Source organism: Mycolicibacterium neworleansense, from assembly GCF_001245615.1.
Classification (GTDB): Bacteria; Actinomycetota; Actinomycetes; order Mycobacteriales; family Mycobacteriaceae; genus Mycobacterium; species Mycobacterium neworleansense.
Genome location: NZ_CWKH01000001.1, coordinates 1,635,039 through 1,660,784, shown reverse-complemented (window position 1 = coordinate 1,660,784; position 25,746 = coordinate 1,635,039). Strand labels below are relative to the sequence as shown.

Genomic DNA, 25,746 nt, shown 5'->3' with positions numbered 1-25,746 from the left:
ATTCAGACGTGTCCGTCGTTGCGGAACATTCGACCATCGCCCACACCTCGCTGGGGCGGCTACGCGGCACCCGCGAAGGCGGGGTCAGCGTATGGCGGGGTGTCGAGTACGCCCAACAGCCCGTCGGCGCCCTGCGATTCCTGGCGCCGCGGCCCGTCGTGCCCTGGACCGGGGTGCGTGACGCCGTCGAACACGGGCCTTTGCCGCCCCAGGGCCGTTCGTTCGTCGGGGGAGGGCGAGACGACCCCAAGGTCCGCGACGAGGCTTGCCTGACCGTCACGGTGTGGTCCCCGGACACGGGCGGGTCGTTGCCGGTGATGGTGTGGATCCCCGGCGGGGCCTTCGTCTACGGCGCCGGCCAGCTGCAGCTGTACAACGGTTCTCGCCTGGCGGCCAACGGCAAGGTGGTGGTCGTCAACGTCACGTATCGGCTCGGCGTGTTCGGCGGGTTCGAACTAGGTGACCTGGGTGAGGGATTCGACGACAACCTGTGCCTGCGGGACCAGATCGCCGCCCTGCAGTGGGTGCGCGACAACATCGCCGCGTTCGGCGGCGATCCCGAGCAGGTGACGGTGTTCGGCGAATCGGCCGGTGCCACATCGGTGTTGGCGCTGCTGGCCAGCCCGATGGCCGACGGGTTGTTCGCCCGGGCCATCGCCCAGAGCCCGGCATTGCCGCTGATCGCCGACCGCGAGGACCGGGCCCGTCAGTCGCGGCGCTTCATGCAACTGCTGGGGGTCGGCGCCGAGCAGCTCAAAGTGCTGCCGCAGCGTCAGTTGCGCCGTGCCGCCGGCCAGCTGCAGCTCGAGAGTGCGCAGCAGACACCGACGCTGGCCTACGGGCTCACCCATGGCGTCGACCTGCTTCCACGGCACCCGGTGGACGCGGCCCGCGCGGGTGCGGTGTCGGCGGTGCCGCTGATCATCGGCACGAACAGTCACGAGGCGTCGATGTTCGCCTGGGGTAAACCGCCGATGTTGCCGACCACGCTGGCCGGCGTCGAGGATTATCTGCGCCGCCATGCACCGCATGACCGCGATCGGGTGTTGGCCGCCTATCCGGATTTCCCGCGCCGCCGTGCGCTGATCGCATTCGGCTCAGATGTCATGTTCGGGGCGCCCACCTGGGCGTTCGCCGACGCGTACAGCGCCCACGCGCCGACTCACGTCTACCGGTTCGACCACACCACGTGGACGTTGAAGGTGTTGGGCCTGGGCGCTACCCATGGCAGTGAGATCGTGCACATCCAGCACAGCTACGGGTCGTACCTGGGCCGCAAACTGCACCCGCTGGGCCGCCGGGTCCAGCCGTCGGTCGGCCGGCGGATGCAACGCACCTGGCTGGATTTCGCCCGGGCCGAGATCGCCGATTGGCCGGAGTACGACGTCGAGCGGCGCCTGACCCGGGTCATCCGGTCCACCCGCGACGAGACCGTCGCAGATCCCGACGCGCTGCGCCGGGTGGTGTGGGAAGGTCTGGACTAGCGGCCTATTTGCCGCACCGCTCGTCGGTGTAGCGGCGGAGGTTGTGCAGGAAACGCTGGAACAGCCACGCCATCACCGGCTGGCCCATGGTCATCCCGAGCCGCCCGGCCAGTCCGCTGGGCTGCATGGCCATCACCCAGGTCAGGTGGCAACCTTCGGCCGTCTCCACCACGCGGTAGTCCTCGGCGAAGGCCGAGATTGCGTTCGAGGTGCTGGTGTTGAATCGGAAAGCCATGTGCGAGAAGGGCTCCCAAGCCAGGAATTCTTCATCGCCGACGATGTGGCCGCGCATCGTGACCGTGCGGGTGGTGCCTACGCCACGGGGTTCGGGGCTGGTCCACTCCACGTTGGTGATCACGGTGGCCCAGTGTGGCCACGAGGTCGCGTCCCCGAGTACCTCCCACAGCTGTTCGGGGGTGATGGCGAGGTCGACGGTGCTGACGAAGCGGAACGGCGCACGCTCGATGAAGTCCAATTCGACGCGTTCGCACTGGTAGGTCCGGGCCATGGGTAGACACCCTAGGGCAGAGTGTCTAGTGACGGGTCAGCCCGGCCCGTCGCCGGCCGCCGCCAACAGGGGGACCACAACGTCACTGATCGGGGTGGGCAGGCCGTGTACGGCCGCCTTGCGGGCGACGACGCCGTTGCGCACATCCCACTCCAGCCGCCGGCCGGCCTGGTGGTCGGTCAGCATCGAGGTGGTCAGGTCCTCCGGCGCGGCGGCCAGCATGGCGACGATCTCGTCGACCACCTCATCACCCAAGTCGGCGCCGTCGGCCCGGGCGACGGCCAGGCATTCGGTGAGATAACGCCGCGCGAGCGCGGCCACGTCGTCACGGCGGAACATTCCCGCCCGCCGGTCGGCCAGCACCATGAAGCCGACCACGGCGTTGACCAGCAGCTTGCGCCAGGCCGCGCTGCGGAAGTCGGGATCGAGTTCGACCGCGATCGCGGTACCGCGCACCGCCTCGGCCACGGTCGCGGCCGCCGGGGTGTCGGGCAGCACCACCCGGGCGTCGCTGCGCAACCGCACCCAGCCGCCGGGCTGGCTCTCCGAGGAGATCCACACCGCGGCGGGCACCACGTGGGACTCGTCGATGTACCGGCTGATCTCGCTCACCCGCTCGACCTGCTCGACACCGTTCTGTAGCGCGCACACCACGGTCTTCTCGTCGCACAGCCGGTCCAGCCAGGCGGCGGCCTGGGCGTTCTGGGTGTCCTTGACAGCGAGAAACACCACGTCGAGCGGACCGTCGACGCTCGCCGGATCGGTATGCACGGGGCCGGGCACCAGGATTGGGTCCCCGTCGTCGGGTCGGACCTCGACGCCGTCGCGTGGGGTCCGTCCGCACAGTACGACCGGCCGGCCGGCTGCGTGCAACAGTGCCGCGACGGTGGATCCGATGGCACCGGGACCGATGACCGCGATGGGGGAGTGCACTACCGTCTGGTCTTCGCGCAAGCGCTCATCCATGTCGCCAAGTTACCGGCGCGCACGACTCTCTAGACTGGTCACTCGTCACCACCAGTGTCTATCGACTCAACATTCAGGAGTTTTCGTGCTGCGCAGTCATGCCGCCGGTTCATTGCGGGCCGCGGATGCCGGTCAAACGGTCACTTTGGCGGGATGGGTGGCGCGTCGCCGCGATCACGGCGGCGTCATCTTCATCGACCTGCGCGACGCGTCGGGCGTGTCTCAGGTAGTGTTCCGCGAAGGTGACGTGCTGGCCGCCGCGCACCGGTTGCGCGCCGAGTTCTGCGTCGCCGTCACCGGCGTCGTCGAGGTCCGTCCGGAGGGCAACGAGAACCCCGAAATCCCCACCGGGAAGATCGAGGTGAACGCCACCTCGCTGACCGTACTGTCCGAGAGCGCCCCACTGCCGTTCCAGCTCGATGAGACCGCCGGCGAGGAAGCCCGGCTCAAGTACCGCTACCTGGATCTGCGCCGTGAGGGCCCGGGCAACGCAATTCGCTTGCGCTCCAAGGTGAACGCCGCCGCCCGCGGGGTGCTGGACGAACATGACTTCGTCGAGATCGAAACCCCGACTCTGACCCGTTCCACCCCCGAAGGCGCCCGCGACTTCCTGGTGCCCGCGCGCCTGCAGCCCGGTTCCTTCTACGCGCTGCCGCAGAGCCCGCAGTTGTTCAAGCAGCTGCTCATGGTGGCGGGCATGGAGCGCTACTACCAGATCGCCCGTTGCTACCGCGACGAGGACTTCCGCGCGGACCGTCAGCCCGAGTTCACCCAGCTGGACATGGAGTTGAGCTTCGTCGACGCCGACGACGTGATGGGAATCGCCGAGCAGGTGCTCAAGGCGGTCTGGTCGACCATCGGTTACGAGCTGCCGCTGCCGTTGCCGCGGATCAGCTACGCCGAGGCGATGCGCCGGTTCGGTTCCGACAAGCCCGACCTGCGGTTCGGCGTCGAACTCATCGAGTGCACCGAGTACTTCAAGGACACCCCGTTCCGGGTGTTCCAGGCGCCGTATGTGGGCGCTGTCGTGATGTCCGGCGGGGCGTCGCAGCCGCGCCGCACCCTCGACGGCTGGCAGGAGTTCGCCAAGCAACGCGGCCACAAGGGGCTGGCCTACGTGCTGATCGGCGAGGACGGGACGCTGGGCGGCCCGGTGGCCAAGAACCTCACCGATGCCGAGCGTGACGGCCTGGCCGCCCATGTCGGGGCCGAGCCCGGTGACTGCGTGTTCTTCGCGGCGGGCCCGGCCCGTACGGCGCGTGCGCTGCTCGGTGCCACCCGCATCGAGATCGCCAAGCGCCTGGACCTGATCGACCCGGCCGCCTGGGCGTTCACCTGGGTGGTGGACTTCCCGATGTTCGAGCCCGCCGATGTGGCGACCGCCTCGGGTGACGTGGCGGTGGGTTCGGGTGCCTGGACCGCCGTGCACCACGCCTTCACCGCGCCGAAGGTCGAGTCGGAGGACACCTTCGACACCGATCCGGGCAGCGCGTTGTCCGACGCCTACGACATCGTCTGCAACGGCAACGAGATCGGTGGCGGCTCGATCCGTATCCACCGGCGCGACATCCAGGAGCGGGTGTTCGCGATGATGGGCATCGACCACGACGAAGCCCAGGACAAGTTCGGATTCCTGTTGGACGCCTTCGCCTTCGGTGCCCCGCCCCACGGCGGGATCGCCTTCGGCTGGGACCGCATCACCGCGCTGCTGGCCGGGGTCGACTCGATCCGCGAGGTCATCGCGTTCCCCAAGTCAGGCGGCGGCGTCGACCCGCTGACCGATGCGCCCGCGCCGATCACCCCGCAGCAGCGCAAGGAATCGGGAATAGACGCCAAGCCTGAGGAGCTCAAGAAGTCATGACCGATATCGATCCTGATTTCGACAAGAGCGAACTGGTCGCCGACGTGGCGGCCCTCGACAACTTCAACCGCAACGTGGTCGAGGAATTCCGGGCCAACGGCGGCAAGGTGGGTGGGCCCTTCGAGGGTGGCACCCTGTTGCTGCTGCACACCACGGGAGCCAGGTCGGGTCAGCCTCGGCTGTCCCCGCTGGCGTACCTCGAGGTGGACGGCCGCATGCTGATCGTCGGTTCCTACGCAGGCGGGCCCAAGGATCCGGCGTGGGTGCACAACCTGCGGGCAAACCCCAAGGCCCGTATCGAGGTCGGCACCGACGCCTACGACGTCGTCTCGCGGGAGCTGCCCGCAGACGAGCGGGACGCGGCCTATCCGAAGATCGTCGAGGCCGCACCGGTGTTCGCCGAATACCAGGCCAAGACCAGCCGGGCCATCCCGCTGTTCGAGCTGGTCCGCGCGTAAGTGTGCGCGACAACTGTCACGCTGGAGTGGCAGTGGACGTCGAGTGCCACTCCAGCCTGACAAACCGGCTACAGCCGCTCGATGATGGTGGCGTTGGCCATGCCGCCGCCCTCACACATGGTCTGCAGGCCGTAGCGCCCGCCACGTTGTTCGAGCGCATTGACCAGGGTGGTCATGATGCGCGCCCCGCTGGCGCCCAGTGGGTGGCCGATCGCGATCGCCCCGCCGTTGACATTCGTCTTGCCCAGATCGGCACCTGTGTCGTGCGCCCAGGCCAGCACCACCGGGGCGAATGCCTCGTTGACCTCGAACAGGTCGATGTCTGCCTGCGTCAAACCCGCACGCGTCAAGACCTTTTCGGTGGCCGGGATGACACCGGTCAGCATGTAGAGCGGATCGGAGCCCACGACCGTCGTGGTGTGGATGCGTGCCAGCGGCTTCAGGCCGAGCCGTCGCGCCGTCGCGCCGCTCGTGATCATCACCGCCGCACTACCGTCGGACAGTGGCGATGAGTTGCCCGGGGTGATCTCCCAGTTGATCTGCGGAAAGCGGGCGGCATAGGCGTCGTTGTAGAACGCCGGCTTCAGCCCGGACAAGGTGTCGACCGTCGTCCCCGGCCGGATGATCTCGTCGGTGGTCAACCCGGCGACGGGGGCGAGTTCGGCGTCGAACAGTCCGTCCTTGGTGGCCAGGGCCGCCTTCTCGTGGCTGCCCGCGGAGAACTCGTCGAGCTGAGCGCGGGAGAACCCCCACTTGGCTGCGATCAGCTCCGCGCTGATGCCTTGTGGGACAAGGCCGTCCGGATAGCGCGCGGCCATGTCGAGGCCGAACGGGTCGCTGCCCGGCAGTACCGAACTGCCCATCGGCACCCGCGACATGGACTCCACACCCGCGGCGATCACGATGTCGTAGGCACCGGCCAGCACACCTTGGGCGGCGAAGCTGATCGCCTGCTGGCTGCTGCCGCACTGGCGGTCCACGGTGGTCCCCGGAACGCTCTCCGGGAAGCCCGCGCCCAGCAGGGCGTTGCGCGCAATGTTGACGGCCTGGTCGCCGACCTGGGTGACCGCTCCGGCGATGACGTCATCGACGAGGGCTGGGTCGACTCCGGTGCGGGTGATCAGCTCCCGCAGGCTGTGGGCCAGCAGGTCGGCCGGCAGGACACCGTGCAGTGCGCCGTTGGCCTTGCCTTTGCCGATCGGGGTCCGGACCGCTCCGACGATGACTGCGTCGCGATCTGCATATCCGGTCATTGGGTGCCTCCTGATGCTCCACGCTGAGTATTGTTATGGCTACCCAGGTATAGCACCTGGGTATAGTGAGAACAACTCAGGGATGGGGTTTGATTCCGTGGGAATGCTGCAGGGCAAGCTCGCCGACCGAGACAGTTGGTCGGCGGTGGGCCATTGCCCGATCGAGAGGACCATGGCGTTCGCGGGCACCAAGTCGGCGATGCTGATCATGCGCGAGGCCTTCTACGGCACCACCAGATTCGACGATTTCGCCCGCCGGGTCGGGATCACCAAGGCGGCAACCTCCGCGCGCCTGTCCGACCTGGTGGCGGCCGGATTGCTGGCCAAGCGGCCCTATCGCGAACCCGGCCAGCGCGAGCGCGACGAGTACGTACTCACCGAATCCGGCACCGACTTCATGCCGGTGGTGTGGGCCATGTTCGAGTGGGGTCGCAAACATCTCAATGACACCGGGCTGCGGCTCGCACACGACGGTTGCGGTGCCCTGGCCGGAGTCGAGATCCGGTGCGACGAGGGACACCGCGTGCCGCCTGAGGAACTCGTCGTCCGCTTCGAGCGGTCCACCTGACTCGGGCGCTACTCTCGGCCGGTGCTGCACTTACGCGTCATAGCGCCAGGCGACCTGCGGGGGCCGATCCTCAACGTCCTGCACGGCGAGCCGGGAGTCACCCACATCGTGGTGCACGCCGGAGCAGCGGTGGAGCCTTCGGGGGACGAGATCACCGCCGACGTCGCCAGGGAGGCTGCCGACGATGTGGTCGCGCGCTTGAAATCCCTTGATGTACCGCACTTCGGTGCCATCACGATGGAGCCTCTCGACACGGTGCTGTCGAGCTTGGCCTACCACGCGGAGGACGCCGCGGACGGCGACGCCGCCGACGCGGTGATCTGGGATGAGCTGGTTGCCCGAACTCGCGAGGAGTCCAGTCTCAGCGTCACCTACCTGATGTTCCTGTGCATCGCGTGCCTGCTCGCCGCTGTCGGTGTGGTCACCGATTCGCCGGTCACGGTTGTCGGTGCGATGGTCGTGGGTCCGGAGTTCGGTCCCTTGGCCGCGCTCGCGGTAGCGCTCGTCCAGCGCCGCTTGTCGCTGGCGCGGCGGGCCGGTGCCGCGCTGTTGATCGGTTTCCCAGTTGCGATGATCGTCACCGGGGTCGCCACCTTGGGTTTCGAGGCGTTGGGCTGGGTGCAACTGAGCTCCATCAGCGAGCTCACGCAGGTCGACTTCATCTTCCAAGTGGGGCCATTCTCGTTCGTCGTCGCCCTGCTGGCCGGCGCGGCCGGAATGCTCTCGCTCGTGTCTTCGAAATCGGCGGCGTTGGTGGGAGTCTTCATCTCGGTGACGACCGTGCCCGCCGCCGGCTTCGCGGTGGTGGCGGCCACGGTGGGGGACTGGCGGGTGGCGGCCTTCTCGGTGCTGCAGTTGGCCGTCAACCTGGTGGGGATCACCGCGGCCGGCATTCTGGTGCTCGCGGTGTACCGCCGCGCGAGGAGCCGCCGCGCCGTCACAAGTGGCTGACACCCATGGCGAGGAAGAACACGCCGACCGCACCGGCGATGGCCGCCACGACCAGCCGATGGTGGGTTCCCATCCACTGGTAGACCCGCTCGACGCCTGACCGGGTGGCCTCCGGCGCAACCCAGAAACTGATGATCGGGATGATGGCCGCCAGGAAACCGACCAGGTTGAACACGACCAGCGCCGCCATCTGCTCGGCCAATGCGGCGCCCGAGGTGAGGGCGGCGGCCATGGCCGCCAGGTAGTAGGGCGTGGGAAAACCGTTGATCAGGCCCAACAAGGCGGCGGCCCACGGGGCCTCACCGCGCAGCGCGGCCTGCATACCCGCCGGCAGTTTCGACAGACCGGGCACGTCTTCCGGAGGCGTCTCGGTGCCGTGTTCGCCCACTGACGCTGGGACCTTGCGGCCGGCACGCACCCGGTTGACCAGGCGTTCGAGCTGTCCGGTTGCGGAAAGGACGGCGATCACCAGCGCCACGGCGCCGATGCCGATCTCCACGCCGGGCGGCATCGAGGCTCCGCCGTCGCTGGTGGCGTTCTTGAACCCGAGCACCACCGCGGCGCCGACCGCGACGTTGGCGGTGAAGGCGAAGAGGAAGAACGGGAGCAGCAACCGCACCGGATGGGTCCGCGACAGCATGAAGGCAACGACCCCGATTCGCAGGGGGTCGATGGCCGCCACGGCGGCCATCACCAGCACGGTGCTCCACATCGTGGCCGGCCACATCCCTTCACCTCGGTACTTCAACGAATTCAACCAGCGCTGACCGAATCCGGCCGAATCCCGGCGTGTCCGGACGGGCCGCCGGTCGCATGTACTGCGGCGCAGTTCGCCTTGTGGTGGGATTTCCCGATGGGGATCAAAGTGGCGCTGGAGCACCGCACCAGCTACACCTTCGACCGTTTGGTGGAGGTGCATCCACACGTCATCCGGTTACGTCCGGCGCCACACTCACGTACCCCGATCGAGGCGTACTCGCTGACCGTGGAGCCGGCGGGGCACTTCATCAACTGGCAACAGGATATGTTCGGTAACTTCTTGGCCCGCTTGGTGTTTCCGGATCGCACCCGTACTCTGACCGTCACGGTGGGGCTGATCGCCGACCTCAAGGTGATCAACCCGTTCGACTTCTTCATCGAGGACTACGCCGAGCATTTCGGGTTCGAATACCCCAAAGCCCTGCTGGAGGATCTCAAGCCGTACCTGCGTCCGGTCGACGAGGACGGCGAAGGATCCGGGCCGGGGGACCTCGTGACCGCGTGGGTGAGCAACTTCACCGTGCCGCCCGGCACGCGCACCATCGATTTTCTGGTCGCGCTCAACCGGGCCGTGCACGCCGACGTCGGCTATTCGGTCCGGATGGAACCCGGCGTCCAGACTCCCGATGTCACGCTGCGCACCGGAATCGGGTCGTGCCGCGATTCGGCATGGCTGCTGGTGTCGATCCTGCGCCGGCTCGGCCTGGCGGCCCGGTTCGTCTCGGGCTACCTGGTCCAGCTCGCTGCGGACGTGGAGGCCCTCGACGGTCCGTCGGGCCCGCCCGCAGACTTCACGGATCTGCATGCCTGGGCCGAGGCCTACATCCCCGGCGCCGGGTGGATCGGCCTGGATCCGACGTCAGGGCTGTTCGCCGGAGAAGGACACATCCCACTTTCTGCCACGCCCCACCCGGAGTCGGCGGCGCCCATCACCGGTGCCACCGGGCCGTGCGAATCCACTCTGGAGTTCGCCAATGTGGTCACCCGCGTCCACGAGGACCCGCGGGTCACGCTGCCCTACACCGACGCGGCCTGGGCATCGATCATGGAACTCGGCGCCGCGGTGGACCAGCGCCTGGCCGATGGCGACGTGCGGCTCACCGTCGGAGGCGAGCCGACGTTCGTCTCGATCGACAATCAGATCGACCCGGAGTGGACCACCGATGCCGACGGCGAGCACAAGCGCGAACGCGCCTCGGTGCTTGCGGCACGGCTCAAACAGGTGTGGGCCCCGGGCGGGCTGATCCAGCGCAGTCAGGGCAAGTGGTATCCGGGAGAACCCTTGCCGCGCTGGCAAATCGGCCTGTACTGGCGCAGGGACGGCCAACCGCTGTGGAAGGACGCGACGCTGCTGGCCGATCCATGGGGCGGGGAGGTGGACGCGCCGGCCGACGACACCGGTCAGCGACTCCTCGCCGCCGTGGCCGCCGACTTCGACCTGCCGGCCAGTCAGGTGCGACCGGCATATGAGGATGCGTTGAGCCGGTTGGCCGCCGCGGTGCGTCAGCCGTCCGGAGATCCGGTGTCCGCAGCTGACGATCTGGCCGATGACACCCCTGACGCCAGGGCGGCGCTGCTGGCCCGGCTCGATGCATCCGTCGATCAGCCTGCCGCCTACCTTCTGCCCCTGCACCGGCGCGACGACGGCGCCGGTTGGGCCAGCGCCGACTGGCAGCTGCGCCGGGGGAGGATCGTGCTGACCGCGGGCGATTCCCCCGCCGGTCTGCGGCTGCCGCTGGATGCGATCAGCTGGTGTCCTGCACCCCCGGCGTTCGACGCCGATCCGCTGACGCGGCGCGACGAGCGGGGACCTGCAGGGGATACGGCGGCGGTGGAAACCGCCGACAACGTGCCCACTACCGCGCTGGTCGCCGAGATCCGGTCCGGATTCCTCCATGTCTACCTGCCACCGACCGAGGAGCTCGACGACTTCGTCGACCTGGTGGCCCGCGTCGAGTCCGCGGCCGCCGAGGTGGGCACCTCAGTTGTGATCGAGGGTTACGGGCCACCGCCCGACCCTCGCATCGCCGCGATGACCATCACGCCGGATCCCGGCGTCATCGAGGTGAACGTCGCGCCCACCGCCGGCTTCGCCGAGCAGCGGGAGCAGCTGGAAACGCTCTACGCCGAGGCCAGGCAGGCTCGCCTGTCCACCGAGTCGTTCGATGTGGACGGCACGCACGGCGGAACCGGCGGCGGCAACCACATCACGCTCGGCGGCATCACCCCGGCCGATTCACCGCTGCTTCGGCGGCCCGACCTGCTGGTGTCGCTGCTCACCTACTGGCAGCGTCACCCGGCGCTGTCCTATCTGTTCGCCGGCCGGTTCGTCGGCACCACCTCTCAGGCGCCGCGGGTGGACGAGGGTCGCTCGGAAGCGCTGTACGAGCTGGAGATCGCGTTCGCCGAGATCGCGCGCCTGACCGAACACGGGGTCGCGCCGTGGGTCACGGACCGCGCCCTGCGCCACCTCCTGACCGACATCACCGGCAATACCCACCGCGCCGAATTCTGCATCGACAAGCTCTACAGCCCCGACAGTGCACGCGGCCGGTTGGGCCTGTTGGAGCTGCGCGGATTCGAGATGCCGCCGCATTTCCAGATGGCGATGGTGCAGTCGCTGCTGGTGCGAGCTCTGGTGGCCAAGTTCTGGGAGCGGCCGCTGCGCGCCCCGCTGATCCGGCACGGTGCCAACCTGCATGGCCGATACTTGCTGCCGCACTTTTTGATTCAGGACATCGCACAGGTCGCCGCGGATCTGCGGGCACACGGGATCGACTTCGACACCAGCTGGCTCGACCCATTCACCGAGTTCCGGTTCCCCCGGCTCGGGACCGCGGTCTACGACGGCGTGGAGATCGAGCTGCGCGGCGCGATCGAACCGTGGAACACCCTCGGTGAGGAGTCGACCGCGGGCGGCACCGCCCGCTATGTGGATTCTTCGGTGGAGCGGGTCCAGGTGCGGTTGGTCGGCGCGGACCGGCACCGCTACATCGTCACTGCCAACGGGCACCCGATTCCGCTGCTGGCCACGGACAATCCCGACATCCAGGTGGGCGGAGTGCGGTTCCGCGCGTGGCAGCCGCCGAGTGCGCTGCACCCGACGATCACCGTGGACGGACCGTTGCGGTTCGAGCTCGTCGACGTCGCGACGGGCACGTCGCGCGGCGGGTGCACCTACCACGTCGCCCATCCGGGCGGACGGTCCTACGACACCCCTCCGGTCAATGCGGTCGAGGCCGAATCGCGGCGGGGCCGCAGATTCGAGGTGACGGGATTCACCCCCGGGGTCATCGACCTGGCCGACCTGCGGGAGAAGCAGGCACGTCAATCGACTGATCTCGGCGCGCCCGGAATTCTGGATCTTCGCCGGGTGCGTACCGTTCTTAACTGATGGTTCTACGCGCGAACGGCTCACCGGAGTCCGCCCAAGCCACCGGTGTCGCCGCGGACACCGGTGTGGATGTCGACGGTGTGTTGGCCGCCTATCGCCGATCGCGTGCCCAGCGAGCGCTGTTCGAAGTTCGCGACGACGGTGCCGGAGCCGGTTACGACGAGTTGGTCGATGCCTCCGGCGATGTCCGCCCGGCGTGGCGCGAACTGGCCGAGGGAGTCGGGGAGCGGGGCCGTGACGGCCTGGACCGGTTGCGCGCCGTGGTACGTGGCCTCGTCGACAACGACGGCATCACCTACATCCAGGTGGACCGGCACGGCGATGTGGTCACCGACGGCGACGGCACCGCGGTGCCTGGCCCGTGGCACCTCGACGCGCTGCCCCTGGTGGTATCGGCACAGGACTGGGACTGTCTGGAATCGGGCTTGGTGCAGCGCTCCCGGCTGCTCGATGCGGTGCTGACCGATCTGTACGGTGCCCGGCGCTCGATCACGAGCGGCGTGCTTCCGGCCGAGTTGTTGTTCGGCCATCCCGGGTACGTGCGGGCCGCCCGCGGCATCGTGGTCCCAGGGCGTCATCAGTTGTTTCTGCACGGCTGCGATGTCAGCCGCGGCGACGACGGCGCCTTCATGGTGAATGCGGACTGGACGCAGGCGCCCTCTGGGGCCGGCTACGCCCTGGCCGACCGCCGGGTCATCGCCCACGCGGCCCCCGACCTCTACGAGCGGGTCAGCCCGCGGCCGGCGTCGCCATGGGCGCAGGCGCTGCGCCTGGCCCTCCTGGACGCGGCACCGGAGTCCGCCGAAGAGCCTGTGGTTGTGGTGCTCAGCCCCGGAATCCATTCCGAGACCGCGTTCGACCAGGCCTACCTGGCCAGCGTGCTCGGCTTCCCGCTGGTGGAGAGCGCCGATCTGGTGGTCCGTGACGGCACGTTGTGGATGCGGTCGCTGGGCACCCTCAAACGGGTCGACGTGGTGTTGCGGCGGGTCGACGCCGACTACGTGGACCCGCTGGATCTGCGTCCGGATTCCCGGCTCGGCGTGGTGGGTCTGGTCGAGGTGTTGCGGCGCGGCGCGGTGACCGTCGTCAACACCCTGGGCAGTGGGATCCTGGAAAGTCCCGGTCTGGCAAGGTTTCTGCCGCAGTTGGCCGAGCTGCTGCTGGGCGAGACGCCGCAGTTGCCGAGCACCCCGATGTACTGGGGCGGCATCGACATCGAGCGCTCCCACCTGCTCACCAAGCTGTCCACGCTGCTGATCCGGCCCACCGGCGGCGGTGACACCATTGTCGGGCCGATGCTGTCCACCGCGGCCCGCGAAGACCTCGCCGCGCGGATCGACGCCGCGCCGGAGCGGTGGGTGGGCCAGGAGCTACCTCAGTTCTCCACCGCGCCAACAGATTACCGGGCCAAAGGACTGTCGGCAGGCAACGTCGGCATGCGGTTGTTCACCGTCGCCCAGCGTGGGGGATACGCCCCGATGATCGGTGGCCTGGGATACGTGGTGGCCCCGGGCAATGCCGCCTACCGGATGAACACCCTTGCGGCCAAGGATGTTTGGGTGCGAACCCCGCAGCGGGTGATGGCCGAGCGCACCCCGACCGTATCGGTGGAGCTCGTGGCGCCGGGTGCGGTGCCCAGCCCGACCCGGGCGGTCAGCTCGCCGCGCGTGCTCTCGGATTTGTTCTGGATGGGGCGCTACGGCGAACGTGCCGAGGGCATGGCGCGGCTGCTCAACGTCACCCGGGAGCGCTACCACGAATATCGCTACCGACCCGATCTTGAGGAAAGCCAGTGTGTTCCGGTGCTGTTGGCCGCGGTCGGCTCGCTCACCGGTACGGATACCGGCGATACCGCGGATGACCATGAGATGATCGCCATCGCCCCGGCCACACTCTGGTCGGCCACCGCGGATCGGCATCGGCCGGGCTCGCTCGCCCAATCGGTGGAGCGTCTCGGGCTGGCGGCCCGCGCGGTGCGTGACCAGATGTCCAACGACACCTGGATGGTGCTGGCCGGAGTCGAACGCGCGGTACTGCGGCCGTCGGCGGATCCGCCCCAATCGCCCACTGTGGCAGAGGCTTATCTGGCCACCGCGCACAGCCAGACCCTGGCCGGGATGCTGGCACTGTCGGGGGTCGCGGCGGAGTCCATGGTGCAGGACATCGGCTGGACCATGATGGACCTCGGCAAACGCATCGAGCGCGGGCTGGCGCTGACCGCATTGTGGCGAGCCACGGTGACCACGATGCGCAGCGCCGAAGCCGAACGAGCGGTGACCGAATCGACCCTGGTGGTCTGTGAATCCTCGGTGATCTACCGGCGCCGCAACCCCGGGCAGATCAGTGTCGCCGCGATCGCCGAGCTGGTGCTGTTCGATGCCGAGAACCCCCGATCGTTGATCTACCAGTTGGAGCGCATCCGCTCAGGTCTCAAGACACTGCCCGGATCGTCGGGCTCGTCACGCTCGGAGCGTCTGGTCGATGAGCTGACCACCCGGCTGCGCCGGCTCGACCCGGCCGACCTCGAAGAGGTCACCGAGGACGGGACGCGTGCCGAATTGGCCGCGCTGCTCGACGGTATGCACGCCGGGTTGCGGGAGCTGTCCGGTCTGATCACCGCGGCGCACCTGTCGCTGCCGGGCGGTATGCAACCGCTCTGGGGGCCCGACGAACGGCGGGTGGTGCCATGACCGGCCCGGCCGGCGCAGAGGGCACGCGCCGCTACGACATCACCCATCGCACCGTGTACCGCTACTCCGACGATGTGACCAGTTCCTACGGCCGCGGGTTTCTCACTCCTCGCGATCTGCCGTGGCAGCGCTGCCTTTCCCACGAATTGGTGATCGAACCGGACGCGGCCGATAGATCCACCAGCCGCGACGCTTACGGCAACATCAGTTCGTATTTCCATGTCACCGAACGTCACCGCACGCTGAGCATCACCAGCCACTCTGTGGTGGAAGTGGATCCGACCGCGCCCGAACACTATTCCGGTGCGTCGGCCAGGGCGCCGTGGGAGCTTGCCCGCCCGGTCGGCGGCGATGGGGCCCTGGCCGCCGAATTCACGCTGGATCTGTCGCCGCCGGAGATCACCGATGCGGTGCGCGAATACGCCGCACCGAGTTTCGAGCCGGGGCGGCCGCTCATCGAGGTGCTGCGCGAGCTCACCACCCGGATCTACTCGGACTTCACCTATCGATCCGGCTCGACCACGGTGTCCACCCAGGTGGCCGAGGTGGTCGCGGCGCGGGAAGGGGTGTGTCAGGACTTCGCCCGGTTGGCCATCGCATGCCTGCGCGCCAACGGCCTGGCCGCCAGTTATGTGTCGGGTTATCTGGCCACCGATCCGCCACCCGGCAAGGAACGCATGATCGGGGTGGACGCGACACACGCCTGGGCGTCGGTGTGGACGCCGCAGAACGTCTGGCTCGGTATGGATCCCACCAACGACCAGATGGTCGACGAGCGCTACATCGTGGCCGGCTTCGGCCGCGATTATGCCGATGTTCCGCCGTTGCGCGGCATCATCTACACGGATTCACTGAGCAGTGTGATCGAAGTGTCCGTGGACGTGGCGCCGTGCCCGCCCGGCCGAGGGGGATGGCTGCATGCGTGATTTCAACTGCCCGAACTGCGGCCAGCGGCTGGCATTCGAGAATTCCCTGTGCCTGTCGTGCGGCAGCGCGCTGGGTTTCTCGCTCGATGACATGGCGCTGCTGGTGATCACCGACAGTGACCGGAGCGACCATACCGGTGCGGTCGATGAGGACCAGTATCAGCTGTGCGCGAACCTGCATCTGGCCGAATGCAACTGGTTGGTCCGCGTCGCTCGGGGTGGGCAGTTGTGTGCCTCGTGCGCACTGACCCGTACCCGTCCCGCCGATACCGACACCGCGGCGATGTCGTCGTTCGCCGTGGCGGAGAAAGCCAAGCGCCGGCTGATCGCCGAACTGCACGAGCTCAAGTTGCCGATCGTCGGTCGCGACGAGGACCCGGAGTACGGACTGGCTTTCGACCTGCTCTCCAGCGAGTTCGAGAAGGTGTTCACCGGCCATCACAACGGGGTCATCACACTGGATCTCGCCGAGGGCGATGACGTGCATCGAGAGCAGTTGCGCATCGCGATGGACGAGCCGTACCGCACCCTGCTGGGGCACTTCCGTCACGAGATCGGGCATTACTACTACTATCGGCTGGTCGCGCCGTCAGCGGATTACCGCTCGCGATTCTCCGAACTCTTCGGTGACGCCGACGCCGACTACCAGGCCGCACTCGATCGGCATTACCAGCAAGGGCCGCCGGCCGGCTGGGAGGACAACTTCGTCTCGTCCTACGCCACCATGCACGCCGCCGAGGACTGGGCCGAGACCTTCGCGCACTACCTGCACATCCGCGACACCCTGGACACCGCCGCGGCGTTCGGTTTCGCCCCGGCCGGGGCGACGTTCGAACGAAAAATACTGGGGCCCAGCGGCTTCGACACCATCATCGAGATGTGGCTGCCGCTGTCCTGGTCGCTGAACATGGTGAACCGCTCGATGGGCCATGACGATCTGTACCCGTTCGTCCTGGCGCCGGCGGTGCTGGAGAAGATGCGGTTCGTTCACACCGTCATCGACGAGGTCACCTCTTAGCGCCGGTCGGGGGCCAGCATTGCGTGGGCCAGCCGGGAGAGCGCCTCGGTGATCTGCTCGACGCTGAGCCCGCGGGCGCGCTGGTGGGCGAAGTTTTCCGCCGCCAGGGGCGCCAGTAACACATCGACCAGTGAATCCGGTTCGGCCACACCGGCGTCGGTCAGCAGGGCCCGCACGTGTGCCGTCCAGAAGCCGTATGCGCCGGTGGTGAACCTGGCGCCGCCGGTCTCGGCGCCGAGCGCCAGATCGGCGTGGGTTTCCAGCAGGTCGACCATGGCCGCGTAGAACGCGGCGAGCCGGTCGGCCGGTGCCGCGCCGGGCCCCAGCGGCGGGGCCCCCGAGATCAACCGCTGTTGCAGGGCGCGCTCGTGCTCGTCGAGCAGGGCCAGGGCGATGGCCGTGGTACTGGGGTAGCGCCGGTAGAGCGTTCCGCGTCCCACCCCGGCCGCGGTGGCGATGTGGTCCATGGTCACGGTCCGTGGATCGCGGGTGGCGAAGACGCCGGCTGCGGCGGCGAGGATCTTCGCGCGATTGCGTGCCGCATCGGCTCGCTCCGTGCCGGCCCGTCCGGCACCGGAGTCGTCGGCCGCAAGCAGGTCGGCGCCGATGTCCACCTCTGCACTGTAGCCGATCGACGGAATAAGTGGACGAAACGTCCGGTTGTCTGCATAGTTCAAATGGACGCATTGTCCACTTAATTGGAGGTTGTCATGAGCACGCTTCTTCACATCGACGCGAGCGCCCGCGATCGGTCCCTCAGCCGCCAGGTCGGCGCCGAGTTCGCCCGGTCCTGGCGGGCTGCCCGGCCCGACGGGCGGTATCTGTACCGCGACGTCGCGAACGACCCGGTGCCGTTCATCGGCGAAGGATGGACGGAGATCTGTGACGCGGTGCTGGCCGCCGGCGGCACCGATCTGGACCGGATCGAAGACGTGGTGCGGACACCCACGCAGGCCGCCGCCTGGGCGATCGTCAAGCCCCTGCTGGACGAGCTGCGCTCCGCCGACGTGGTGCTGATCGCGACCCCGATGTACAACTACTCGATACCGGCCTCGCTCAAGGCCTGGCTCGATCAGGTCACTTTTCCGCGGATGTCCCTGGCGCCGACGCGATTTGTGGTGGCAACAGCCCGCGGTGGCGCGTACTCACCCGGCTCGCCGAAGGCCGAGTTCGACTACCAGGAACGGTTCTTGCGGGATTTCTTCGCGGGCCACTACGCCGTCACCGACACCGTGTTCGTCAACGCCGAAATGGCCAACGCACGAGTAGATCCCTCGCTGGCCCGGTTCCTGGCCACCCATGACAGATCTCTGGCGGACGCCCTTGCCGCGGCCCGCACTCTCGGCGAGGAGTACGCGAGATGAGTTGGCTGTTACTGGGTTTGGCAGGTCTGGTGGAGATCGCCTGGTCGCAGAGCATCAAGCCGACCGACGGATTCACCCGGCCGGTGCCCACCGTCGTGTGCGTGGCCGTCGGCGCCTTGTCGGTGTATCTGCTGTCGCTGGCAATGCGCGGGCTGCCGGTCGGCACCGCGTACGCGGTCTTCACCGGCATCGGGGCGGTCGGCGCCATCGCGTTGGGGGTTCTGATCCACCGCGACCCGCTGAGTGCCGGCCGTGCGCTGGCCCTGTCCATGATCGTCGGTGGGATCGTGCTCGCCCGGTTCACGAATCCGGAGTGATCCCGATGGCCGCGAGATAGGCGCGCCCGCGCGGGGCCAGGCGGTACCCCACCTCGAGGCTGATGGTCAGGCCCAGCCCCTTGAGCTGGCGGACCCGGCGCTTGAACCGGGGCACATCGAGGCACACCCGGGCCGCCAGATCGGGCGCGCGGACGGCTGCGTTGGCCGCGATCATCTCCAGGTACCGGCGCGTCCACGGTTCGGTGGCCGCGTCCCAGCGCGCCAGCCTGGCGGAGATCGCCGCCACATCGGCGTCGGTGAGCTCGTCATCGGCGGCGAGTTGGGGCCGTTCGTCCGGACCGAGATAGGAGACGCCGATGAGGTAGGTGTGCGCGGCGGGTCTACGGTCCAGTTGCCGCTGGGCGGTGGCCGCGTCCGGATAACCGGCTGCCCGGGCCTGCGCGGCGGTGACCCGGTAATCGCCCGGACGCTCGGTGACCGAGTCGATGCGAATCGTCCCGGCCTGCGTGCGCTGGGTCCCGCCGGGCTTGGCCCGGGGCCGGTCCCAGCGCCGCAGCACCAGCGAGATGGTCCGGTCGGCAATGCCATCGGCAGTCGGCCGATCTAACAGCACGATCACGATCGTATGTCGCAACCTCGTTATCGCTGCGGGCGTTTCTAGGATCGCCGCGTGACTGATCGCTACGGCTCTGACATCCTGTCCCGAAACCCGCACACGCCCAAGCTGACTCGATCGAAGGAACAGCCCGCGGAGAAGGGCCTGGTCGTCGAGGATGCCCAGAGCGGTTACGTCGGGGCAGTGGTGCGGGTCGAGGGCGGCCGGGTCGAACTGGAGGACCGCCGGGGCAAGGTGCGGGCATTCCCTATGGGGCCGGGCTTCCTGATCGACGGCAAGCCCGTGAGCCTCGTGGTGCCGAAACGGACCGCGGCGCCGGCCCGCACCGCGTCCGGATCGGTCGCGGTACCGAACGCCAAGGCCCGCGTCGCGCTGGCCAGCCGGATCTATGTCGAGGGCCGCCACGACGCCGAGCTCGTCGAGCAGGTGTGGGGCGCCGACCTGCGTATCGAAGGCGTGGTCGTCGAATACCTGGGTGGCGTCGATGATCTGGCCGACATCGTCGCGGAGTTCGCGCCCGGGCCGGGCCGGCGACTGGGCGTGCTGGTCGATCACCTGGTCACGGGGTCGAAAGAAGCGCGCATCGCCGAGGCGGTGCGGCGCGGCCCCGGTGGTGAGCACACACTGGTGGTCGGGCACCCCTTCGTCGACATCTGGCAGTCGGTCAAGCCGGCCCGCCTGGGGATGAAGGCCTGGCCGACGATCCCGCGCAATGTGGAGTGGAAGCACGGCATCTGCGACGCGCTGGGCTGGCCACATCAGGACCAGGCCGACATCGCCCGGGCCTGGCAGCGGATCCGCGGCCGGGTCCGGGACTGGAACGACCTGGAGCCCGCGCTGATCGGCCGGGTCGAGGAACTGATCGATTTCGTCACGGCACCGGCGTAGCCGGTGGCCTCGGCGTGGTAAGCAGAAGGCGTGTCCGACAGTTTGTTCGACGTGCCCGGTGAGCCCGCACCTGCGGATCCGGGTGCGCCGGCGCCTGCCTCGGCGCCGCTGGCAGTCCGGATGCGCCCGGCCACCCTCGACGAGGTCGTCGGCCAGTCACATCTCTTGCAGGCCGGTTCGCCGTTGCGCCGACTCGTGGAGGGATCCGGCGCGGCGTCGGTCATCCTCTACGGCCCGCCCGGCACCGGCAAGACCACCCTGGCCTCGCTCATCTCGCAGGCCACCGGCCGGCGGTTCGAGGCGCTCTCGGCGCTGAGCGCCGGGGTCAAAGAGGTCCGGGCCGTGATCGAGAAGTCCCGGACCGCCCTCGTCCACCACGGTGAACAGACGGTGCTGTTCATCGACGAGGTGCACCGCTTCTCCAAGACCCAGCAGGACGCGTTGCTGGCGGCGGTGGAGAACCGGGTCGTCCTGTTGGTCGCGGCCACCACCGAGAATCCGTCGTTCTCGGTGGTCGCGCCGCTGCTGTCGCGGTCGTTGATCCTGCAGTTGCAGCCGTTGACCCCGCAGGACATCGAGACCGTGCTACGCCGCGCGATCACCGACCCGCGCGGTCTGGGCGGCGCGGTCGAGGTCACCGACGAGGCCGTCGACCTGCTCGTGCAGCTCTCGGCCGGTGATGCGCGGCGGGCGCTGACCGCCCTGGAGGTGGCCGCCGAACCCCGCGAACAGGTCACTGTCGAGACGATCGAGCAATCGCTGGACAAGGCCGCCGTGCGCTACGACCGCGACGGTGATCAGCACTACGACGTCGTCAGCGCCTTCATCAAGTCGATCCGCGGATCCGACGTCGACGCGGCGCTGCACTACCTGGCGCGGATGCTGGTGGCGGGGGAGGACCCCCGCTTCGTGGCGCGCCGGTTGATGATCCTGGCCAGCGAAGACATCGGGATGGCCGATCCCACCGCGCTGCAGACCGCGGTGGCGGCAGCCCAGACCGTGCAGCTGATCGGAATGCCCGAGGCGCAGTTGACGCTGGCGCACGCCACGGTGCACCTGGCCACCGCGCCCAAGTCCAATGCGGTGACCACGGCGCTGGGGGCGGCGATGAACGACATCCGGGCCGGCAAGGCCGGATTGGTGCCGCCGCACCTGCGCGACGGTCACTACTCGGGCGCGCAGAAACTGGGCAACGCGGTGGGCTACAAGTACGCCCACGATCATCCCGATGGTGTTGTGCCACAGCAATATCCACCAGACGACCTGGTGGGCGTGGACTACTACCAGCCGACCGGGCGCGGCTTCGAACGCGAACTCGTCACCCGGGTGGACAAGCTGCGGGCCATCATCCGCCGCGCCCGCCGCTGACGGCTCGACGAAAAACACGGTCCCGGTTGAATTTTCAACCGGGACCGTGCGGGCTGGATGGTCAGCCCAGCAGGCCGGACCGTCGGTTACCCATGATGCCGGTCCTTCTGCGTCCCATGAACGCCGATACCAGTGCCACACCGATGGCGGCAACGATGACCTGGACGAGCAATTCGAGCCAGTCGATGCCATTGGTGACTGTCGGGATGCCGAGGGCACGGGCGATGGCGCTACCGATGAATGCCGACACGATGCCGACCACGATCGTCACCAGAACCCCGATGGGTTGTCTGCCGGGGACGATCAGCCGGCCGATCAGGCCGACGACGATACCGATCAGGATCGCGCTGATGATGCCGGTGATGGTCATTTCTCCTCCAGGGCTGAGTTGGACTGGAGGGGAGATACCCCGGGCATTCACCGCCCAAACGGTGCCGTCAATTCTGGACTCGTTACCGGTCAGGCCATCTCGGGTACCCGCAGGTGAGCCAGCACCAGTTCGAACTCTCCGACATCGATTTGTTCGGCACTCAGGTCACGCAGCCGGGCCGTGCGCAATGCCCTGGCCTGATCGCGGTTGCGGTCCATCGCCTCGACGCTGTCGAAGGTGGCCGAGGACACCGCCCGGCCCGATCCGCGGTCGAGCATGAGGCTCGCGCTGCAGAATCCCTCCAGATCTTCCATCGCGGGCAGCACCGAGGTCCGGTAGAACTCCACGGCCCGGTCGAACAGTTCGGGGCGGGTTCGCAGCCACGTCGCCCGAACGCAGGCGCCGGGTCCGGAGTACTGCTCGCGATGCACCACCGCGATCTCCCACTCGTCGACGGTGGCGGTGCCGGCGAATACCTCCACCACGCGATGGCGCATCGGCGCTATCGCTGCGGCGCTGGCATGCATGGCATCCGCGGATCGCCAGGCCGTGGTGAGGACGCACTGGCCCGATTCCCGGTTCACCATCAGGGACAGGCCCACGCAGCCGTCGACGGAGTCGAGGGCGGGCATGACCTCGTCGCGGACGTGCGCGATGCCGGTGTTTACGGCCTGGGTGCGCGCCGCGATCGTGGTTGAACGTGCGAACACGATCCACCCCTTCCTGCCAGGGCGGCGCCCCGGTGGCGCCACCGGTTCCACCCCCACCTTCCTCCGCTGGGCCGCAGGTGGCAATGGGTCTGACGATCGGCTCGTAGGCTGGTCCGATGGACACCGACGTACTCGACGTGGACACCTCGCGGCGCCGGATCGTCGATCTCACCGACTCGGTACGCGAGTTCTGCCGGGCGCACCGAGATGGCCTGTGCAACGTGTTCGTCCCGCACGCGACGGCCGGTGTGGCCATCATCGAGACCGGCGCAGGCTCCGACGACGACCTGCTCGATACCCTGGAACGGCTGCTGCCGCGCGATGACCGCTACCGGCACAGCCACGGATCGTTCGGCCACGGGGCCGATCACGTGCTGCCCGCCCTGGTATCGCCGTCGGTGACCCTGCCGGTCCAGGCGGGTCGCCCGCTGCTGGGAACCTGGCAGAGCGTCGTGCTGGTCGATCTGAACCGCGACAACCCGCAGCGTTCGGTTCGGCTGAGCTTTCTGGGGGAGTGACGCTCGTCGCCTTTTCGGGGCGAACGCGCAGAACGGTAATGTAAAGCGGTCGAACTGGTGGTTGCCTGCAACCCCAGCCACCCACGAACACGAGGACACGAGCAACGTGCAGACACACGAGATCAGGAAGCGCTTCCTCGATCATTTCGTGAAGGCGGGCCACACCGAGGTGCCCAGTGCTTCGGTGATCCTCGACGACCCCAACCTGCTGTTCGTCAATGCCGGCATGGTGCAGTTCGTGCCTTACTTCCTCGGTGCCCGCACGCCGCCGTGGGACCGCGCCACCAGCGTGCAGAAGTGCATCCGCACCCCGGACATCGACGAGGTGGGCATCACCACCCGGCACAACACCTTCTTCCAGATGGCCGGCAACTTCTCGTTCGGCGACTACTTCAAGAAGGGCGCCATCGAGCTGGCCTGGACCCTGCTGACCAACCCGGTCAGCGAGGGCGGTTACGGCTTCGATCCGGAAAGGCTGTGGGCAACGGTCTATCTGGATGACGACGAGGCGATCGGACTGTGGCAGGAAGTGGCCGGCCTACCGCTGTCGCGCATCCAGCGCCGCGGCATGGCCGACAACTACTGGTCGATGGGCATCCCCGGGCCGTGCGGTCCGTGCTCGGAGATCTACTACGACCGCGGACCCGAGTACGGCATCGAGGGCGGGCCGGAGGCCAACGAGGACCGCTACATCGAGATCTGGAATCTCGTGTTCATGCAGAACGAGCGCGGTGAGGGCACCTCGAAGGACGACTTCGAGATTCTCGGGCCGCTGCCGCGCAAGAACATCGACACCGGCATGGGTGTCGAGCGCATCGCCTGCCTGCTGCAGGGCGTGGACAACGTCTACGAGACCGACCTGGTGCGTCCGGTGATCGACGTGGTCGCCTCGATCGCGCCCCGCGGATACGGTGCGGGCAACCACGAGGACGACGTCCGCTACCGCATCATCGGCGACCACAGCCGCACCGCGGCGATCATCATCGGCGACGGCGTCAGCCCCGGCAACGAGGGCCGCGGCTATGTGCTGCGCCGGTTGCTGCGCCGCATCATCCGCGCGGCCAAGCTGCTCGGTGTCGAGCAGCCCATCATGAGTCAGCTGATGACCACTGTGCGCGATGAGATGGGCCCGTCGTACCCGGAGCTCGTCACCGACTTCGAGCGCATCAACCGGATCGCCGTGGCGGAGGAAACGGCGTTCAACCGGACCCTGGTCGCCGGCTCGAAGCTGTTCGACGACGCCGCCGCCGCGACGAAGAAATCGGGTGCCACGGTGCTGTCCGGCACCGACGCATTCACCCTGCACGACACTTACGGCTTCCCGATCGACCTCACCCTGGAGATGGCGGCCGAGGCCGGCCTGTCCGTCGACGAGCAGGGTTTCCGATCGTTGATGGCCGAGCAGCGGCAGCGTGCCAAGGCTGACGCCGCCGCCCGCAAGCAGGCCCACACCGATCTGTCGGCGTACCGCGAGCTGGTCGACAGCGGGCCCACCGAGTTCACCGGCTTCGACGAATTGTCTTCCGAGGCACGGATTCTCGGTATCTTCGTGGACGGCAAGCGGGTCCCGGTGGTGTCGCATGACGGGCTGGAGGCCGACCGGGTCGAACTCATCCTCGACCGCACGCCCTTCTACGCCGAATCCGGTGGGCAGATCGCCGACGAGGGCTCGATCACCGGGACCGGTGCCTCCGGGACAGCCAAGGCGGCAGTCACCGATGTGCAGAAGATCGCCAAAACCCTGTGGGCGCACCGCGTCAACGTCGAATCCGGCGAGTTCGTCGAGGGTGACACCGTCACCGCGGCCGTGGATCCCAAGTGGCGTCACGGCGCCACCCAGGGGCACTCGGGCACCCACATGGTGCACGCCGCGCTGCGACAGGTGCTGGGCCCCAGTGCCGTTCAGGCCGGCTCGCTGAACCGTCCCGGTTACCTGCGGTTCGACTTCAACTGGCAGGGTGCGCTGACCGACGACCAGCGCACCCAGATTGAAGAAGTGACCAACGAGGCTGTCGAGGCCGACTACCAGGTGAACACCTTCATCACCGCCCTGGACAAGGCCAAGGCGATGGGCGCGATGGCGATGTTCGGCGAGAACTACCCCGACCAGGTGCGGGTGGTCGACATCGGCGGGCCGTTCTCGCTGGAACTCTGCGGTGGCACCCATGTGCACAACTCGGCCCAGATCGGCCCGGTCACCATCCTCGGGGAGTCCTCGGTCGGTTCCGGCATCCGCCGGGTCGAGGCCTACGTTGGCCTCGAATCCTTCCGGCACCTGGCCAAGGAACGCGCCCTGATGGCGGGCCTGGCCTCGTCGCTCAAGGTGCCCTCCGAAGAGGTGCCGGCCCGGGTGGCGAACCTCGTCGAGCGCCTCAAGGCGGCCGAGAAGGAACTGGACAAGGCCCGGCTGGCCAACGCCCGGGCCGCGGCGGCCAACGCGGCCGCCGGCGCCGAGACCATCGGCAAGGTCCGGGTCGTCGCGCAGCGGATGGCCGGCGGCATGTCGGGCGGTGATCTGCGCACCCTGGTCGGCGACATCAAGGGCAAGCTCGGCTCCGACCCGGCGGTCGTGGCGCTGATCGCCGAGGCCGAGAACGACGCGGTGCCCTTCGTGGTGGCGGTCAACCCGGCCGCTCAGGATCTCGGGCTGCGCGCCAACGAATTGGTCAAACCGTTCAGCGCAGCGGTCAACGGCCGCGGGGGCGGCAAAGCGGACATGGCACAAGGTTCCGGTAAGGGGGCGGCGGGTATCGACGCGGCGTTGGCCGCGCTGCGCGCCGAGATCGGCCGGGGCTAGC

23 protein-coding genes are annotated in these 25,746 nt (G+C 68.3%); 15 read left to right on the top strand and 8 right to left on the bottom strand.

The genetic code is table 11. The features are described from left to right. Positions 1–8 precede the first annotated feature (8 nt). Positions 9–1,484 carry a carboxylesterase/lipase family protein gene (locus BN2156_RS07725; protein WP_090515637.1) on the top strand — a complete coding sequence of 492 codons (1,476 nt, stop codon included), beginning with the start codon at positions 9–11 and terminating at the stop codon, positions 1,482–1,484. A 4-nt stretch (positions 1,485–1,488) separates the two neighbouring features. On the opposite strand, the gene BN2156_RS07720 is transcribed toward BN2156_RS07725, so the two are convergent. Further along, positions 1,489–1,992: an SRPBCC family protein gene (locus BN2156_RS07720; RefSeq protein WP_090512045.1), complete on the bottom strand. Its 504-nt coding sequence runs from the start codon at positions 1,990–1,992 to the stop codon at positions 1,489–1,491. Positions 1,993–2,028: 36 nt separating this feature from the next. Further along, the gene (locus BN2156_RS07715; protein ID WP_162839209.1) at positions 2,029–2,958 is read right to left on the bottom strand and encodes an oxidoreductase; all 930 of its coding nucleotides are present in this window, start codon (positions 2,956–2,958) and stop codon (positions 2,029–2,031) included. Between the two features lie 85 nt (positions 2,959–3,043). On the opposite strand from BN2156_RS07715, the gene aspS reads away from it, so the two are divergent. Continuing rightward, entirely contained in the window at positions 3,044–4,819 is a 1,776-nt protein-coding gene (gene aspS, locus BN2156_RS07710; protein WP_090512042.1) for an aspartate--tRNA ligase, read from the top strand. Next, the gene (locus BN2156_RS07705) at positions 4,816–5,277 is read left to right on the top strand and encodes a nitroreductase family deazaflavin-dependent oxidoreductase (RefSeq protein ID WP_090512040.1); all 462 of its coding nucleotides are present in this window, start codon (positions 4,816–4,818) and stop codon (positions 5,275–5,277) included. The genes aspS and BN2156_RS07705 overlap by 4 nt, the downstream gene beginning before the upstream one ends. Positions 5,278–5,345: 68 nt before the next feature. On the opposite strand, the gene BN2156_RS07700 is transcribed toward BN2156_RS07705, so the two are convergent. Then, the gene (locus BN2156_RS07700) at positions 5,346–6,530 is read right to left on the bottom strand and encodes a thiolase family protein (protein ID WP_090512038.1); all 1,185 of its coding nucleotides are present in this window, start codon (positions 6,528–6,530) and stop codon (positions 5,346–5,348) included. A gap of 82 nt (positions 6,531–6,612) precedes the next feature. On the opposite strand from BN2156_RS07700, the gene BN2156_RS07695 reads away from it, so the two are divergent. Together BN2156_RS07695 and BN2156_RS07690 are read left to right on the top strand one after the other, a co-directional pair. Then, positions 6,613–7,098: a winged helix-turn-helix transcriptional regulator gene (locus tag BN2156_RS07695; RefSeq protein WP_235625239.1), complete on the top strand. Its 486-nt coding sequence runs from the start codon at positions 6,613–6,615 to the stop codon at positions 7,096–7,098. 21 nt (positions 7,099–7,119) lie between these two features. Then, positions 7,120–8,049, top strand: a complete 930-nt coding sequence (locus BN2156_RS07690) for a DUF389 domain-containing protein (protein WP_090512032.1) — start codon at positions 7,120–7,122, stop codon at positions 8,047–8,049. Here BN2156_RS07690 and BN2156_RS07685 read toward each other — a convergent pair. Further along, positions 8,036–8,776 (bottom strand): GAP family protein, encoded by a 741-nt coding sequence (locus BN2156_RS07685; RefSeq protein WP_235625238.1) that lies wholly within the window; start codon positions 8,774–8,776, stop codon positions 8,036–8,038. The two genes, BN2156_RS07690 and BN2156_RS07685, sit on opposite strands and share 14 nt — an antisense overlap. A gap of 126 nt (positions 8,777–8,902) precedes the next feature. On the opposite strand from BN2156_RS07685, the gene BN2156_RS07680 reads away from it, so the two are divergent. The 4 genes from BN2156_RS07680 to BN2156_RS07665 are packed head-to-tail and all read left to right on the top strand — an operon-like array spanning position 8,903 to position 16,836. After that, positions 8,903–12,202, top strand: coding sequence for a transglutaminase family protein (locus BN2156_RS07680; protein ID WP_090512029.1), 3,300 nt, complete (start codon positions 8,903–8,905; stop codon positions 12,200–12,202). Continuing rightward, on the top strand, positions 12,202–14,892 hold the full coding sequence (locus BN2156_RS07675; RefSeq protein ID WP_090512027.1) for a circularly permuted type 2 ATP-grasp protein: 2,691 nt from the start codon (positions 12,202–12,204) through the stop codon (positions 14,890–14,892). Before BN2156_RS07680 ends, BN2156_RS07675 begins: the two co-directional genes overlap by 1 nt. Then, positions 14,889–15,818: a transglutaminase family protein gene (locus tag BN2156_RS07670; protein ID WP_090512024.1), complete on the top strand. Its 930-nt coding sequence runs from the start codon at positions 14,889–14,891 to the stop codon at positions 15,816–15,818. The genes BN2156_RS07675 and BN2156_RS07670 overlap by 4 nt, the downstream gene beginning before the upstream one ends. Next, positions 15,811–16,836, top strand: coding sequence for a zinc-binding metallopeptidase family protein (locus BN2156_RS07665; protein ID WP_090512022.1), 1,026 nt, complete (start codon positions 15,811–15,813; stop codon positions 16,834–16,836). The genes BN2156_RS07670 and BN2156_RS07665 overlap by 8 nt, the downstream gene beginning before the upstream one ends. Here the strand turns inward: BN2156_RS07665 and BN2156_RS07660 are convergent. After that, positions 16,833–17,450, bottom strand: a complete 618-nt coding sequence (locus BN2156_RS07660; RefSeq protein ID WP_235625237.1) for a TetR/AcrR family transcriptional regulator — start codon at positions 17,448–17,450, stop codon at positions 16,833–16,835. The two genes, BN2156_RS07665 and BN2156_RS07660, sit on opposite strands and share 4 nt — an antisense overlap. Positions 17,451–17,546: 96 nt before the next feature. Here BN2156_RS07660 and BN2156_RS07655 point away from each other — a divergent pair, with 96 nt between their 5' ends. Together BN2156_RS07655 and BN2156_RS07650 are read left to right on the top strand one after the other, a co-directional pair. Continuing rightward, on the top strand, positions 17,547–18,200 hold the full coding sequence (locus tag BN2156_RS07655) for an FMN-dependent NADH-azoreductase (protein ID WP_090512019.1): 654 nt from the start codon (positions 17,547–17,549) through the stop codon (positions 18,198–18,200). Beyond that, a complete protein-coding gene (locus tag BN2156_RS07650; RefSeq protein ID WP_090512017.1) occupies positions 18,197–18,517 on the top strand; it encodes a DMT family transporter in 321 nt (106 codons plus the stop codon). The genes BN2156_RS07655 and BN2156_RS07650 overlap by 4 nt, the downstream gene beginning before the upstream one ends. Here the strand turns inward: BN2156_RS07650 and BN2156_RS07645 are convergent. Further along, on the bottom strand, positions 18,501–19,091 hold the full coding sequence (locus BN2156_RS07645) for a hypothetical protein (RefSeq protein ID WP_090515629.1): 591 nt from the start codon (positions 19,089–19,091) through the stop codon (positions 18,501–18,503). The two genes, BN2156_RS07650 and BN2156_RS07645, sit on opposite strands and share 17 nt — an antisense overlap. 57 nt (positions 19,092–19,148) lie before the next feature. Here BN2156_RS07645 and BN2156_RS07640 point away from each other — a divergent pair, with 57 nt between their 5' ends. Both BN2156_RS07640 and BN2156_RS07635 read left to right on the top strand, forming a co-directional pair. Next, positions 19,149–19,982 (top strand): DUF3097 domain-containing protein, encoded by an 834-nt coding sequence (locus tag BN2156_RS07640; RefSeq protein ID WP_090512014.1) that lies wholly within the window; start codon positions 19,149–19,151, stop codon positions 19,980–19,982. 30 nt (positions 19,983–20,012) lie between these two features. Continuing rightward, the gene (locus BN2156_RS07635) at positions 20,013–21,350 is read left to right on the top strand and encodes a replication-associated recombination protein A (protein WP_090512011.1); all 1,338 of its coding nucleotides are present in this window, start codon (positions 20,013–20,015) and stop codon (positions 21,348–21,350) included. Between the two features lie 61 nt (positions 21,351–21,411). Here BN2156_RS07635 and BN2156_RS07630 read toward each other — a convergent pair whose 3' ends face one another. Then, positions 21,412–21,720, bottom strand: coding sequence for a GlsB/YeaQ/YmgE family stress response membrane protein (locus BN2156_RS07630; RefSeq protein ID WP_090512009.1), 309 nt, complete (start codon positions 21,718–21,720; stop codon positions 21,412–21,414). A gap of 89 nt (positions 21,721–21,809) precedes the next feature. Further along, positions 21,810–22,430, bottom strand: a complete 621-nt coding sequence (locus BN2156_RS07625) for a hypothetical protein (RefSeq protein ID WP_090515627.1) — start codon at positions 22,428–22,430, stop codon at positions 21,810–21,812. A gap of 116 nt (positions 22,431–22,546) precedes the next feature. Here BN2156_RS07625 and BN2156_RS07620 point away from each other — a divergent pair, with 116 nt between their 5' ends. Both BN2156_RS07620 and alaS read left to right on the top strand, forming a co-directional pair. After that, the gene (locus tag BN2156_RS07620; protein WP_090512006.1) at positions 22,547–22,948 is read left to right on the top strand and encodes a secondary thiamine-phosphate synthase enzyme YjbQ; all 402 of its coding nucleotides are present in this window, start codon (positions 22,547–22,549) and stop codon (positions 22,946–22,948) included. 106 nt (positions 22,949–23,054) lie between these two features. After that, on the top strand, positions 23,055–25,745 hold the full coding sequence (gene alaS, locus BN2156_RS07615; RefSeq protein ID WP_090515626.1) for an alanine--tRNA ligase: 2,691 nt from the start codon (positions 23,055–23,057) through the stop codon (positions 25,743–25,745). Position 25,746: the final 1 nt, after the last annotated feature.